The sequence below is a fragment of the uncultured Campylobacter sp. genome (assembly GCF_938045205.1).
GTDB lineage: Bacteria > Campylobacterota > Campylobacteria > Campylobacterales > Campylobacteraceae > Campylobacter_B.
This window is the reverse complement of sequence record NZ_CALIMY010000023.1, coordinates 1-14756: the sequence shown is the minus strand read 5'-3', so window position 1 is coordinate 14756 and position 14756 is coordinate 1. Positions and strand designations below refer to the sequence as shown.

Below are 14756 nucleotides of genomic sequence, written 5' to 3'. Positions count from 1 at the left end.
AGGATTTGAAATTTAGCCGACGAGCTCTACTTAAAATTTTGCGCTTCCGCTTAAATTTATCAAAATTTAAACGCGTAGCGGCACCAAAAGATCGGAAATTTAGCCCGGGCTAAACCCCGTTTTTGTATAATTGCACAAAATTTTAAAGGAGAAAAAATGAAAAAAATTTTTGCTTTGCTTTTTGCGGCGCTATTTTTCGTAGGTTGTGGGCAGTCTCAGCCGAAAGTACCGATCGCAAGCGCGTATAAATTCAAGGGGATTACCTACCAACACTTCCAAAACCATAATCCGAAAAAATTTGTCTATCAATCGCCGGAAGCGGTCGAGAAAAAGTACAACGAGCAGCTTTTAGCGGCGCTAAAAGAGGCGAACCTGCTGGATCAAAACTCTACCGATGAGCTTAAAATTACAATAAAGCACCACAGGGGCTTTACGGGCGAAGCTACTCCGTTTCCTAGCGATAGAATTGGTGGCATAGAGTTTATCTATGAGGTTCAACTCGTAAGAAACGGCCAAATTTTAAGAAGCTACGTGCAAAATGACATCGAGCATTACGATCCGGGATTTTTCGGCAATATGAAAACCATAGCGTTGCAAAATACAGACGATAGCTATGAAAATGACGCGATCGCGGCCATGGTTAAGCGCTTGATGGAAATCATAAAGAAATTTTAGCGACCTGCTCAAGCGCAACGCACGCGCCGGTATTACATTTGATTAAACCATAAAGAATTTTTGGCAGTTCGCGGGCTTTTAATCGCGGAATTGTAAAAATATGCAGCGAGATTGAGCAGTAAAATTTAAAGAAGCGGATCGCTTGCGGACTGCCGACATATCGATAGCTCCCCCGCCAATGAAGCGGCGAAATTTAAAACGCGGTTTGCACGATTTAGCGGATACGAGTTTTATAAAAAAACAGCTGCACGGACAGATGGCGAATGCGCGGCAATTATCATAAATTTAAAGCGCGGGGCGCTGCGCGATCTCACCAAATATATGGAAAATTTTACGGCAAATTTAAAACGCAGTCTAACGGAGTTAATATGGCGGATTAAAATGCGGCTTGCAGCGGTTAGTGCGGTAAATTTACTCTGCGGTTGCAGTTAAAATTTCCGCCGCGCGTAGTAAATGTCACGCAGAGTTAAATTTGCCGCCTAGAAGCTAAATTTCGCGTCGCAGTTAAATATCTCTGTCCGCAATAGTCAAATCGCAGCGAGCTCAACGCTGCAAATTTAGAGCCCGCAGGCATAAACGCTTGACTTGCAGCTGAGCCGCGACCTCTTACTGCAAAGCGCCTAGTTTGCATTTCCGCGGCTGTATAAAACAAACCGCGCCGCGTTTTAAATTTTAAAATTTTATTTGAATAAGCTGTTTACGCTCTCGTCGTGATATACGCGCCTGATGACCTCGCCGAAAAGCGGAGCGACGCTGATTACCTTAATGCGGTCGCTTTCCTGCTTTAGCGGGATTGTGTCGGTCACGACGAGGCCGTCTAGCGCGCCGCTTTCGATGCGCTCGTATGCCGGGCCGCTTAGCACGGCGTGCGTGCAAAACGCGCTGACGCTCTTCGCGCCCTGTTCCTTAAACGCGCCCGCGGCCTTGACGATGGTGCCCGCGGTATCGATCATATCGTCGATTAGGATCACGTCCTTGCCCGCGACGTCGCCGATGATATTCATCACCTCGCTTTTGTTCGCCTCCTCGCGGCGCTTATCGACGATGACGAGATCGAGCGAGAGCTTTTTAGCGAAGCTTCTGGCGCGCGCGACGCCGCCAACGTCGGGGCTGGCGATAATCGGATTTTTTAAATTTTTCTCTTTCAGATAATCCAAAAATATCAGTGAGCCGTAGAGGTTATCGACCGGCACGTCGAAAAAGCCCTGTATCTGCCCCGCGTGCAGATCCATCGTGACGACGCGGTCGATCCCCGCCGTCTGCATCATATTCGCCACGAGCTTCGCGCTGATCGGTACGCGCGGAGCTGCCTTGCGGTCTTGGCGAGCGTAGCCGAAGTATGGCACGACCGCCGTGATCGAGTTCGCGCTGGAGCGCTTCAGCGCGTCGGTTAGGATCAGAAGCTCCATCAGATTGGAGTTTGCGGGCGCGCAGGTCGGTTGGATGACGAAGACGTCCTTGCCGCGCACGCTCTCGCCGATCTGGACGCTGATTTCGCCGTCGCTGAAGGTTTTGATCGCGCACTCGCTAAGCGGCAGCGAGAGATATTTGGAGATTTTTTTGGCAAATTCGGGATTTGCGGTGCCGGAGAAAATTTTATATCCGCGCATTTTAATGACCTTTGGATTGAAATTTGCTCGAATTCTACACCAAAAGCGCTAAATTTTAGCTAATTCGCCCGCCGCGCTCGCGTAAAATTCATAAGCGAGCATCGCGAACCGCAGCCAGTTTGCGAGATAAATTTTTAAAATTTCAGGGCGGCTCGGCTCGCCGCGGCTTTACCCCGGTGAAATTTTGGCTGTGGGTTGCAGCGTCCGCGAGCGATCGTAGCCTGCGTTTTTGCACGAGCAGCCGCGCAGATTGCGGGCAAAACCGTATCGCAAAGCTTGATGAAAGTCTGAAAAAGCGCATCAAGCAGGGGTACGGCTAAAGTCGTATCGCGGAGGGCAGGGTGCGGATGAGCGCGGAATTTTACATTCGCTATGCAAACGCGCAAATTTTATTTTTGAACTGCGGAAAGTGCGTTTAAATTTAAATTTTGAGCTCGCATGGGACAGACTGCGCGGATACTTGGCGCGCTAAATTTTAGACTGCCGCGGCGCATAAATTTTATATTTCTTGGGCGGTTAAATTTAAAATGTGCTTTGCTTTAGCCAAAATTTGAAGCTCGCTTTGACGATCAAATTTAAAAGTTGGCTCTCTAAAGCTTGATTGCGTGCCGCGAAATTTTAAAATTTATCGTGCGAGCTCCATTCGCCGCGTAAATTTAGATATTGCTTTCACGCGCTCAAATTTTAAAATCGCACGGAGATAAATTTAATCCGCAGCGAGCGCTATTCTGTGATTTTGGTGGGCTCGCCGAATAGCCTATTCATCTCGGAAATCAAAATTTCCTTGCCGTCCTGCGCGCCGTTTGCGAGCTCAGCGAGGCCTGCCTTGGCGGCGCGCACGCTCTTGCTCGTATCGCGAAGCTTTGCGGCGTAGTTTTGCGGATCGGTGGATCTTAGCAGATCGTCCTTGGGCGGCTGTTTTTCGCTCTCGCCGCTAGCGCCGTTTTTTTGCGGTTTTGCCGCTTTCGGCGCGGAATTTTCTTCGGAATTTTCGCCGCCGTTTGAAATTTCATCCTGCACGGAGCTTTCGGCATTTATCGCGCCCGTCTCGGAATTCTGCGCGCCGCTTGTGGTGTCGCTAGAATTTTCAAGCGGTTTTTCTGCGCTGCCCGCCCCGTCTTTTGCTGCGCTATCTACGCTGCTTGGGGCAGAATTTTCTGCGCTATTTTGCGCAGAATTTTGCTTTTGCGGCGCGCTTTGCTCTATTTTGATTTTCGCGCTCTCGCCGAAGAGCGATTTTAGCACGCTATTTATCGCTCGCGAGCCCTTGCGCAGATATTCTCTATCCTGCCCCTGCGCGCGCGAGAGCAGATACAGCGTGCCGCGCTCAAATTTTAAAAATTCCACGCACTTGCTAAATTTCTCGCCCAGATCGTAATCTCGGTCGTAAATTTTGGCTAGAAAATTCTCGTAAATTTCATTTTGAGCGCTTGCTTTGGCGGAAGAGTTAGAATTTTGCGCCTGCGCCGGCGCGCTCGGTTTAATCTCGCCGCCTGCGTCAGGGCTCTGTTTTGCCGCACCGAAGTTTTGCGCAGGGCTTGCGGGACGTTTTGCGCTTGCCGTAAAGCTAGGTACGCCGCTTGTCGCGCTACCCTGGTTGCTCGGTGCAAAAGCCGCGCCGTCCGGCTCGCTATTTGACACAAAATTCGCGCTTTGGTTGGAATTTGACCTAAAATTCGGCGCGGAGCTTTGCGCGTTTAAATTAGGCGCCGAAGCAGAAGCATAGCTCTCGCCTTGATCCAGCGATCTTCCGACCTCGATAAGTTCGTCGATCTCGCGCAGATTTACCGCCTCCATCATCATAAAAATCATCATAGAAATCGCGTAGGTGTTGTCCGGGCTGATGGCGAGCATGCTCTTGGCGCCCGCTAAAATGCGGAAAAACCGCTCATACATCAGCAGGCTAAATTTCGCGTCGCGGCGCAGGAATTTATCCTTTAAATTTGCGATCATCTCGTCGATTATCGTCTCGGCGTTGTAATTTTCGACCTCTTTGATGATCTCGATCGCGCCCGCGCGGTCCTGGCGCAGCACGACATCTAAAATTTCGCCTATTTTAGCAGGATCGAGCAGGCCAAGCATATCGGCAATCGCGCGCTGCGTGATGCCTTCGCGGCTAAAGATAATCGCCTGATCGAGGAGCGTGAGCGTGTCTCGTAGAGAGCCTGAGCCGCTGCGCGCTAGAATTTCGAGCGCGCCCTCTTCGTAAGCGATGTTTTCGGTTTTTAAAATTTGCTCTAGGTGCGCTACGACGGCGCTTTTAGCGATCGGCTTAAAGCGAAAGTGCTGCGTGCGCGATAGCACGGTGACTGGAAGCTTGAGCGGATCGGTAGTCGCAAGGATAAATTTTACGTAGCTAGGCGGCTCCTCAAGCGTTTTTAAAAGCGCATTGGAGGCCTCTTTGGTGAGCATATGCACCTCGTCGATGATGAAAATTTTAAAGCGCGCGCTCGCGGGATGATACTTCGTCTGCTCGATGAGCTCGCGGATATCGTCGATCTTGCGATGGCTGGCGGCGTCCATCTCGATGATGTCGATGTGGCGCCCCTCGTTTGCCATTACGCAGTTATCGCAGACCTCGCACGGCTTGCCGGTAGGGCCTTTATCGCATAAAAGCGCTTTGGCAAAAATCCTAGCCGTCGAAGTTTTACCGCTGCCGCGAAGTCCGCTGAAAAGATATGCGTGGCTCAGCCTGCCTGAATCCAGCGCGTGTGCGAGGCTTTTGGCGACGGCATCTTGACCGATGAGCTGCTCGAAGCTTTTGGGTCTGTATTTTAAAGCGAGTGCTTGCAAAATTTCTCCTTTGATCTTGCAATGATACAAAAAAATCTATAAATTTTAAATTTAGTGCTACAATGCGCCCGAATTTCAGAAAAAGGATAAAAATGAAAAAATTTTTAATCGGCGTATTCGCGCTATTTTTTGTCGCCTGCTCGCAAACCAGCAGCGTCATCAGCTTAAATCCGTATCTCTCTAAGGCCGATCAGACCGTAAGCGGCAAGTCGGTAAATATCAACGCGATCAACGATCAGCGCGAAAATCAGATGGTAATCGCCGTTATAAACGACAACGACGGCAAACTCGTCGATGAAGTGCTTTTAAAAAACAATCTCTCGGCGTGGTTCGATAAGGCTTTGCGCGCGGAGCTTGAGGCTCGCGGCGTAAGGATCGATCCTGCAAGCCCGAATATCGTAACCGTAAATATTAGAAGCATCTCGGCAGCGATCAACGGCTACTCGAAGGAAAATATGAGCGCAAGAGGCGAGATCGCGATTTCTATCGTGCAGGGCAACAAAACCACTACTAAGCGCGTTTCGCAGGATCAGAGCCAATTTACCGCGCTTCGCACGGCTAGATCGCTTAATCCTTTCGTGCAAAGCTTGCTTGGCGACATCGTCAAAAAATCCGCCGATCAAATCATCTCGACGCTTTAGATGCGCTGCGTAAATTGCGGCGCGTTTAGCCTGCGCACGATCTGCGCAGCCTGCGCCGCAAATTTAGCCGAATGCCGCCTAGGTATGCGGCAGGTGGAGGGCTTTAGCGTGTTTTATTACTACGGCTACTCCGAAATTCGAGAGCTTATACTTTCTAAACATCACGAATACGGCGCTGCGGTGCTTGCGCGCATAGCCTCTTTAAGCTTAGCGAAATTTCCGCTTCATCTGCGGCGCGAAATTTCAGCAAATCCGCAAAACTACGAAGCGTTTAAAACGGACGGAGCTTTTAAATTTAACGCCGTGCCGCTGGATGATGACGTACGCAGTGGCTATTCGCACACGGCGATCTTAGCTCGCGCGCTAAAAAGCGAGCTCGTGGAGCCAAAATTTCACTGCCTGCGCGCGCAAAATCGCGTCAAATACACCGGGCAGAGTTTGGAATTTCGCCTAAAGCACAAGCGAAATTTTAAAATTTTAACCCCGCCGAAATTCCCCGTAATCCTAGTAGATGACATCATCACCTCCGGTCTTAGCATGCTGCAAGCGCGCGAGAGCTTGATCGATGGCGGCTTTATGCCCGTGTGCGGCTTGGTTTTAGCTAATGCAAAAGAATAATTCGCTATAATCGCGCTTTAAAATTTAAAAGGATATTTATGCAATCAAATATGTTTGAAAATCAGGAGATCATCGATATAGACGTCGAAGAATCGATCAAGACGAGCTATCTTGATTACTCGATGAGCGTCATCATCGGTCGTGCACTGCCGGATGCCAGAGACGGTCTAAAGCCGGTGCATAGGCGAATTTTATACGCGATGAACGATCTTGGCGTGGGTTCTCGCCAGCCATACAAAAAATCCGCTCGTATCGTAGGCGACGTCATCGGTAAATACCATCCGCACGGCGATACCGCCGTTTATGATGCGCTCGTGCGAATGGCGCAGAGCTTTTCGATGAGAATTCCTTCCGTGGACGGGCAGGGTAACTTTGGTTCGATCGACGGCGACGGAGCGGCGGCGATGAGATACACCGAAGCGCGTATGACGCCGCTAGCCGAGGAGCTGCTAAAAGACCTGGATAAAGAGACGGTCGATTTCGTACCGAACTACGATGAGAGCCTAAACGAGCCCGACGTATTGCCTGCGCGCGTGCCAAATTTGCTGCTTAACGGCTCAAGCGGAATCGCCGTGGGAATGGCGACGAATATCCCGCCGCACAGCCTAGATGAGCTTGTGGGCGGTCTTTTGATACTGCTTGAGAATAAAAACGCAAGCCTAGAAGAGATCATGGGCGAGATCAAGGGTCCCGATTTTCCGACCGGCGGCATCATCTATGGCAAAAAGGGGATCATCGAGGCGTATAAAACGGGCAGAGGGCGCGTTAAAATTCGCGCTAAAACCCATATTGAAAAAAAAGCTAGTAAAGATGTCATCGTAATCGACGAGCTGCCGTATCAGACCAATAAAGCGCGCCTCATTGAGCAGATCGCAGATCTCGTAAAAGAAAAGCAGATCGAAGGCATCTCTGAGGTGCGCGACGAGAGCGATCGCGACGGAATTCGCGTAGTAATCGAGCTTAAACGCGACGCGATGAGCGAGATCGTGCTAAATAATCTATTTAAGCAAACCACGATGGAGGCGACCTTCGGCGTGATAATGCTCGCAATCGACGGCAAGGAGCCGAAGATTTTTACGCTGATAGAGCTTTTGAAACTGTTTTTGAACCACAGAAAAACCATCATCATCCGCCGCACGATTTTTGAGCTTCAAAAAGCGCGCGCTAGAGCGCACATCCTGGAGGGCTTAAAGATCGCGCTAGATAACATCGACGAAGTGATCGACGTGATTAGAAATTCCGCCGACACCAACGTAGCGCGCGAAAATTTAATGAGCAGATTCGGCCTTAGCGAAGCACAATCGGGCGCGATTTTGGATATGAGGCTAAGCCGTTTAACGGGGCTTGAGCGCGAAAAGATCGAGGAGGAGCTAAAAGAAATTTTAGCCGAGATAAAGCGGCTTGATGCGATCTTAAAGAGCGAGGAGCTGATTGAGGGGATCATCAAAGATGAGCTTTTGGAGATCAAGGATAAATTCAGATGCCCGCGCATCACCGAAATCGTCGATGACTACGAAGATATCGACATCGAAGATCTAATCGCGAATGAAAATATGGTCGTTACGATCACTCACCGCGGCTACATCAAGCGCGTGCCTAGCAAGACTTACGAGAAGCAAAAGCGCGGCGGCAAGGGGCGCGTGGCGGTCACGACGTACGATGACGACTTCATCGAGAGCTTTTTTACGTCCAACACCCACGACACGCTTATGTTTATCACCGACCGCGGGCAGCTTTACTGGCTCAAGGTCTATAAAATCCCGGAGGGCTCGCGCACCGCAAAGGGCAAGGCGGTAGTAAATTTAATCCAGCTCGGCGCAGACGAAAAGATCATGGCGATCATCCCTACGACCGATTTTGATCCGAGCAAGTCGCTCGTATTTTTCACTCGCAACGGCATCGTAAAACGCACGAATTTAAGCGAGTTTAAAAACATCCGCTCACTCGGCATCCGCGCTATCAGCCTGGATGAGGACGACACTCTCGTAACCGCTCTCATCGCTCCAAACAGCGCCGAGGAGATGCAAAACTACAAAGGAGGCGCTCTAAGCGGCGACGATCTGGACGGCGGCGAGGCTGAAGAAGCCTTAGAGCAGACCGAGCAGGATATTTTAGAGGGAAGCGAGAATGAAATTTCGGATGAGATTTCGGACGCACAAGAGGGCGAGCCGCAAAGCGCCAACGAAAATATGCTCTTCATCGCTACGAAAAAGGGAATGTGCCTTAAATTTAATCTAAATAAAATTCGCCAGATGGGGCGCATCGCTCGCGGCGTAAAGGGGATTAAATTTAAAGAAAAAGGGGACGAGGTCATCGGCGCCGCGTTTATTTTAAGCGATATGCAAGAAATTTTAAGCGTGAGCCAAAAGGGTATCGGCAAGCGCACGACCGCGAGCGAGTATCGCCTCACAAACCGCGGCGGCAAGGGCGTCATCTGCATGAAGCTCACCAACCGCACCGGCGAGCTTATCGGCGTCGTGATGGTCGATGAGGAGATGGATCTTATGGCGCTTACTACGAGCGGCAAGATGATCCGCGTGGATATGCAAAGCATCCGCAAAGCGGGCCGCAACACCAGCGGCGTCATCGTCGTAAATGTCGAGGGCGACGACGTCGTGAGCATCGCGACCTGCCCGAAAGCTGAGGAGGGCGACGAGGGCGAAGCGGACGAGCTTGCGCAGGATGAAAATTTATTAAATTCAAATTTAGATAGCAAAGATTCGCAGAGCGACGGCCCTAGCGATGAAATTTTAAAAGGAGGAGAGGATGAGTAGTTACAATATCGCCATCGTAGGCGCTACCGGCGCCGTAGGCGAGGAGATTTTGCGCGTCTTAGACGAGATGAACTTCCCCGTAAAGGACATACTGCCGCTTGCGAGCGCAAAGAGCGCGGGCGAGAAGGTGGAATTCCGCGGCAAAGAATACGTCGTGAGGGAGCTAACGGACAGCACCTTCGACGAAAACGAGATCGACATCGCGTTTTTTAGCGCGGGCGGCTCCATTTCGGCGCATTACGTGCCATTTGCTGCGGCAAGCGGCGCAGTGGTGATAGATAACACGAGCCACTTTCGTATGCAAGAGGACGTTCCGCTCGTAGTGCCGGAGTGCAACCCGCAGGATATCGAGCTGTGGAAGGAGACCGGCATCATCTCCAATCCGAACTGCTCGACCATCCAGATGGTTCAAATTCTTAAGCCGCTTGATGATGCATTTGAAATAGAGCGCGTGGACGTAAGCACCTACCAAGCCGCCAGCGGCGCAGGCAAAGAGGGTATGGAGGAGCTTGTGTTTCAGCTGCAGAAATTTTTTGAATTTAAGCTTGATGAGTGCAAACCTAAAGTTTTCGCGCACCAGCTAGCATTTAACGTCATCCCGCACATCGACGTCTTTTTGGACAACGACTACACCAAAGAGGAGATGAAGATGGTGAACGAAACGCAGAAAATTTTGCATAAAAACTTCGCCGTTTCGGCTACCTGCGTTCGCGTGCCGGTACTTCGCAGCCACAGCGAGGCGATCACGATAAAATTTAAAAAGGATTTCGAGATTAGCCGCGTGCGTGAAATTTTAAGAAACGCGCCTAGCATCGTGCTTGTAGACGATCCGAGCAAAAACGAATACCCGATGCCGCTGCTTTCTAGCGATACGAACGAAACCTACGTCGGCAGGCTCCGCAGGGACAATTTCGACGATAAAATTCTGCATCTTTGGTGCAGCGCCGATCAGATCCGCGTCGGAGCGGCTACGAACGCCGTACGTATCGCGCTTCGCTGGATAGATATGCAGCAAGACAGGTAGGATAAATTTAGCAAAGTTGCCGAGACTTTGTACGCGGATGCTGTCGCGTGCGCGGTTTCGGCGCCGAAGACCGGCGAATAAATTTGCAAATCAGCCTAGTTAAAAATTTAAGACCGCAAGTTAGAATTTTGCGCCTTTAACCTGGCGCAAAATTTAAATAAGTTCAAACGTGCGCTTAAAAGAGATAAATTTACGCGATTGCAAACGAGCGTAAATTTAAACGAACACTTCGGCATGAGGCGGCTTTTAAATTTATACGTCCGTTTGCGGAGCGGCTAAGCTCGAATTAAAATTTAAGGAAGAAATGAAAGCTATATTTGAAAAATTTTTGCTTTGTAGCAAATCTCTAACGCTTCTGCCTGTTATTTTTTGTGTTGCGGCTAGTGCGACGATATTTGTGATGGCAAGCTACGAAATCTGTTCGGCGTTCTATAAAATCGTGGAATTTTTCCTAGCCCCGCAGAGTGAGCGAGCGCTTTACATTGACATTTTAAGCGAAATAATAACGGCGATCGATCTGTATCTAGTCGCTATAGTGCTGCTAATCTTCGTATTTGGAATTTATGAGCTCTTTATCGACGAGTTTGTAGATCTAAATTTACAAGTTTTAAAGATCGCCTCGCTGGATGAGCTAAAACATAAACTCGGCAGCGTTATCATAATGGTGCTGGTAGTGGATTTTTTCAAGAGAATTTTGTACACCGATTTTACTACCCCTTTGGATATGCTTTTGCTCGCAGGGGCTATCTTTGCGGTTTGTTTGGCTTTGTATATTTTGAGTAAATTTAAAGGATAAAAATGGTTTTCATCGACGCATGCTTTGGCAAAGAGACCCCATACACGCCCATTTGGATGATGCGCCAGGCGGGGCGCTACCTGCCGCAATACATGGCGGTGCGTGAGAGGGCGGGCGATTTTTTGAGCCTGTGCCGCGACTACCGCGCCGCTAGCGAGGTAACGATCCAGCCCGTGGAGATTTTAGGCGTCGATGCGGCGATACTTTTTAGCGATATTTTGGTTGTGCCGATGCAGATGGGGATGGATCTGCGCTTCGAAGCGGGCGAAGGACCGCGCTTTAGTGATCCGATCCGCTCCCGGGGTGATTTGGCGCGTCTTGATCCGCAAAAGGCCGCGGCAGAGCTCGGATACGTTTATGATACGATCTCGCTTACTCGCTCGCGCCTTGCCGCGGACAAAGCGCTCATCGGCTTTTGCGGCGCGCCGTGGACGATCGCTACCTATATGATAGAGGGCGGCGGCAGCAAAAATTACGCCGTTTGCAAAAGGATGCTTTACGAAAATCCGCAGCTTCTGCATGAAATTTTGCGCCTCGTTACGGAGGCGACGAAGCTTTATCTGGCGCGCCAGATCAGCTCGGGCGTCGATGCGGTGCAGATCTTCGACAGCTGGGCGGGCGCGCTGGAGCCGAGCGCATACGAGGAGTTCGGCTGGCGATACATCTTGGAAATCACGGAATTTTTAAAGGCGAAATTCCCGCATATCCCGCTCATCGTCTTTGCCAAGGGCACGGGTGCGCAGATGTCGCGGCTGAGCAGTATCGCGACGCAGCGAGGCGAGGCGAGCTTTGACGTATGGGGCGTGGATTGGAGCACTCCTATGGGGCTTGCGCGCGAGCAGCTCGGGGGTAAATTTGCGCTTCAGGGCAACCTGGAGCCGATGCGGCTATACGACCGCGGCGCGATAGAATCGGGCGTGCGCGAAATTTTAGCAGCGATGAAGGGTGTCGCGCATATCTTTAATCTAGGACATGGAATTTTGCCCGACGTAAGCGTGCAAAACGCCAAATATCTAGTGGATCTGGTGCACGAGCTAAGCGCGCGCTGAAACCGGATTTTGCGAGAGCCTGCTTGCGGCGCGTCGTTGCAAATTTTATAGAGCCGTAATTTAAAATTTCACTCGCCTGGGTCGCTTGCTTTGCTTTCGCGCGATCTTTTCGCTGTTCATAAATTTTAAATTTTGCACCGTTTTCACGCCGCTAAAACAGCTCACGAAACGCAAAGCTCTAAATTTTAAAATTCTGCGCCGTTTTGATGCAACGATACCACGAAATTTTAAAATTTAGCTGCATTTGAAATTTATGTCGCTTTTGCGCCGAGCATGGGATTAAAAAATCTACGCACCGTATCTGCAACGCTGAAAAATACCGCAAACTTGCGAGTTTAAATTTGGCCTGCGCTTTAAAATTCATGGATCGCGCCCCCTAAATTTAAGGATAAATTCAAAGCTCTAAGCTTAAAATTTTGCCGTAGCGGGGCGGCGCGCAGAAGTGAAAATTCGCATAAAAGCGGCGCTAAATTTCGGCACGCGGAGCTTAAATTTCAAGGTATAAATTTGCTACGTAGAATTTTAAAAGCTCGATGCAAAGCGTTATTGGTGCGAGACTTGAGATCGGCGTAAATTTGCTACGTAAAATTTAAAAGCGGGATTTTCTAGCTAAATTTTTAAAAGCAAATTTCAGTAAAATTTCACGATGCGGAATTTCAAATTAAAATTTTGCAAATTAAAATTCCGTAAAGTAAAGTTTTAAAGCGAAATCTTGTGCCAAAAACGCCGCTGCACGTAAATCAATCATGGAGCAAAAATGAGATATATTTTCGGGCCCGTGACCTCGCGCAGGTTCGGGCGCAGCCTCGGTATCGATCTAAGCCCGCAGCGCAAGCAGTGCAACTTCAACTGCGTCTATTGCGAGCTGGGCGCAGGCAAGCCGGTAAGCGCGATGAGCGAGCCCTGTGAGATCGGCCCGGTCATCGCCGAGCTGAAAACCGCGCTACAAAGCCACGCGGGCATAGACGTCATCACGATCACGGCAAACGGCGAGCCTACGCTGCATCCGCGCTTCGCCGAGCTAGTGGATGCGCTAAAGGCGCTGAACCTGCCGCAGAAACTGCTCGTTTTGTCAAACGGCTCACTCGTGCGCGAAAACAGCGCGGCGCTAGCAAAGCTTGATATTTGCAAATTTTCGCTAGATAGCGCGCTTGCAAAAAGCTTTCGCAAGGTGGACGGTCCGCATGCAGGCATTAGCGCCGAGGATATCGTAAGCGCGATCGCGGATTTTGCGCGCGAGTTTCATGGTGAGCTTGATATCGAAATCCTAGTCGTGCGTGGGCTAAATGACACGCAGGAGGATTTTGCGGCGCTGAATGCGGCTCTGGCGCGCATCAATCCGCACCGCGTAGATATTGGCACTATAGATCGCCCGCCCGCATACCGCGTGCAGGGTGTGAGCGAGGCGCAGCTGCGCTATCTAGCCACTTTCATCGAAAATCAAAACGTAAATATCATCGCCGCACCCAAATACGCAAGCGAACGGTTAAGTTTTAGCGAGGATGAGATATTGCATACTTTGGCACGTCGTCCTCAGCGCACTAGCGACGTGGAGGCGATGTTTGATGAAGCGAGCGCGCAGCTTTTAAAGCACCTCGTGGGTGCGGGCAAGGTTGTTTTCAGAGACGGCTACTATAAAATCGCCAAGAAATAGCGGCGGAATTGCGAGGTAGAATTTCGTTTCGTAATTTAATGGCAAAATTTTATCGAGATTTCGCATGCGGAATTTTCGTCCAAATTTGCCGACAAAGTGGTGCGCCTAAGACACGGCAAGCTCGATCGAATAGAACTTTTGGATCAAAGCACGATGAAGCACAATCTCGGCTCGCAAGATAAAATTTCAGATCGCGATTTAAGCCAAAGCACTTCGCAAAGCTCTAACGCCGAGGCTGCGAGCGAGCAAAATCCCGCCTCGCAAAGCTCTGGCGGCGAAGATCAGAGTGCCGAAAATTCTAATGGCAAAAATTCCGATACTAGAAATTCAGGCGCACAGAATTCCGGTGCATAAAATTTAGCTCGCATGATGAAAAATAAAGCTACGTTAAAATTTAAAAATTTCACCGCTCGCTCGCGCTCTTTTTGGGTTCGCACAAAGCTCGCGCGAGCAGGCGTGACTCTTTGCTGCGCGCGTCCCGTCGAAGCTATTTGCCTCGAAATATCAAGCGCCGTTGCAAAGCCGAGCGAGGTGGGTAAAAATTTAAAAAGTCTAAATTTAAAAAGTCTAAATTTTAAAAACCGAAACGCTGCGAGTACAAATTGCTAGGCAAGTCGTTACATAGACTTTAGTGCGGATTACGACACGGATCGCGACATACGCCTTAAGCATATTGTTGCAGCACATGCCAAAGTATAAACTTTAACGCAGATCGAGACTTAAATTTAAATATATGTCACGATATAAATTCTAGTGCGGAGTATGACATAAATCTCGTCAAGAGTCACGGCATGAACCCAAGCATGGATTATTACGACATACGCCTCGGCGCAGGTCGTGATATAAATTCCCGCCCGGATCGCGCCGTGAATTTTAAAATTTCAAACGCAAATTTAAAAACGAATTTAGCAGTTTTAAAAGCAGATTTAAGGACGGATTTTAAATGATTAAATTTTTAAATTTAAAAGTTGCTGCCGCTGTGCTCGCGCTGTTGCTCGTAGGCTGCGACGGATGGAAGCACCATCTAAGCAGCGACGGCGCCTCGCTCGCCTCCAAGTTCGACCCCTCCGAGCGCACGCTAAAGATCGAGGGCAACGACAAGCCGCTCGTGCTGTTTTTCTA

The 14756-nt window shown here is 49.7% G+C and carries 13 protein-coding genes; 11 read left to right on the top strand and 2 right to left on the bottom strand.

The genetic code is table 11. The features are described from left to right. Positions 1-156: 156 nt before the first annotated feature. Positions 157-675, top strand: a complete 519-nt coding sequence (locus tag Q0198_RS01020) for a hypothetical protein (protein WP_297893999.1) — start codon at positions 157-159, stop codon at positions 673-675. A gap of 680 nt (positions 676-1355) precedes the next feature. On the opposite strand, the gene Q0198_RS01015 is transcribed toward Q0198_RS01020, so the two are convergent. Next, the gene (locus Q0198_RS01015) at positions 1356-2285 is read right to left on the bottom strand and encodes a ribose-phosphate pyrophosphokinase (protein ID WP_005873085.1); all 930 of its coding nucleotides are present in this window, start codon (positions 2283-2285) and stop codon (positions 1356-1358) included. A 119-nt stretch (positions 2286-2404) separates the two neighbouring features. On the opposite strand from Q0198_RS01015, the gene Q0198_RS01010 reads away from it, so the two are divergent. Further along, complete coding sequence (locus Q0198_RS01010; protein WP_297893996.1) at positions 2405-2605, top strand: hypothetical protein; 201 nt, start codon at positions 2405-2407, stop codon at positions 2603-2605. A gap of 403 nt (positions 2606-3008) precedes the next feature. Here the strand turns inward: Q0198_RS01010 and Q0198_RS01005 are convergent, their stop codons facing one another. Then, positions 3009-5078: a DNA polymerase III subunit gamma/tau gene (locus tag Q0198_RS01005; RefSeq protein ID WP_297893993.1), complete on the bottom strand. Its 2070-nt coding sequence runs from the start codon at positions 5076-5078 to the stop codon at positions 3009-3011. Between the two features lie 92 nt (positions 5079-5170). On the opposite strand from Q0198_RS01005, the gene Q0198_RS01000 reads away from it, so the two are divergent. From Q0198_RS01000 to Q0198_RS00960, 9 genes are all read left to right on the top strand, one after another. Then, complete coding sequence (locus Q0198_RS01000) at positions 5171-5719, top strand: YajG family lipoprotein (RefSeq protein ID WP_297893992.1); 549 nt, start codon at positions 5171-5173, stop codon at positions 5717-5719. Beyond that, on the top strand, positions 5720-6337 hold the full coding sequence (locus Q0198_RS00995) for a ComF family protein (RefSeq protein WP_297893990.1): 618 nt from the start codon (positions 5720-5722) through the stop codon (positions 6335-6337). A 50-nt stretch (positions 6338-6387) separates the two neighbouring features. Then, the gene (gene gyrA / locus Q0198_RS00990; protein WP_297894033.1) at positions 6388-9111 is read left to right on the top strand and encodes a DNA gyrase subunit A; all 2724 of its coding nucleotides are present in this window, start codon (positions 6388-6390) and stop codon (positions 9109-9111) included. Next, on the top strand, positions 9104-10135 hold the full coding sequence (locus Q0198_RS00985; protein WP_297893986.1) for an aspartate-semialdehyde dehydrogenase: 1032 nt from the start codon (positions 9104-9106) through the stop codon (positions 10133-10135). The genes gyrA and Q0198_RS00985 overlap by 8 nt, the downstream gene beginning before the upstream one ends. Positions 10136-10439: 304 nt before the next feature. Then, on the top strand, positions 10440-10931 hold the full coding sequence (locus Q0198_RS00980) for a YqhA family protein (RefSeq protein ID WP_297893984.1): 492 nt from the start codon (positions 10440-10442) through the stop codon (positions 10929-10931). A gap of 2 nt (positions 10932-10933) precedes the next feature. Beyond that, positions 10934-11980 (top strand): uroporphyrinogen decarboxylase, encoded by a 1047-nt coding sequence (gene hemE / locus Q0198_RS00975; protein ID WP_297893982.1) that lies wholly within the window; start codon positions 10934-10936, stop codon positions 11978-11980. 757 nt (positions 11981-12737) lie between these two features. Then, entirely contained in the window at positions 12738-13634 is an 897-nt protein-coding gene (locus Q0198_RS00970; protein ID WP_297893980.1) for a radical SAM protein, read from the top strand. Between the two features lie 99 nt (positions 13635-13733). Further along, entirely contained in the window at positions 13734-13988 is a 255-nt protein-coding gene (locus Q0198_RS00965) for a hypothetical protein (RefSeq protein WP_297893977.1), read from the top strand. 437 nt (positions 13989-14425) lie between these two features. Further along, positions 14426-14581 (top strand): hypothetical protein, encoded by a 156-nt coding sequence (locus Q0198_RS00960; RefSeq protein WP_297893974.1) that lies wholly within the window; start codon positions 14426-14428, stop codon positions 14579-14581. Positions 14582-14756 lie beyond the last annotated feature (175 nt).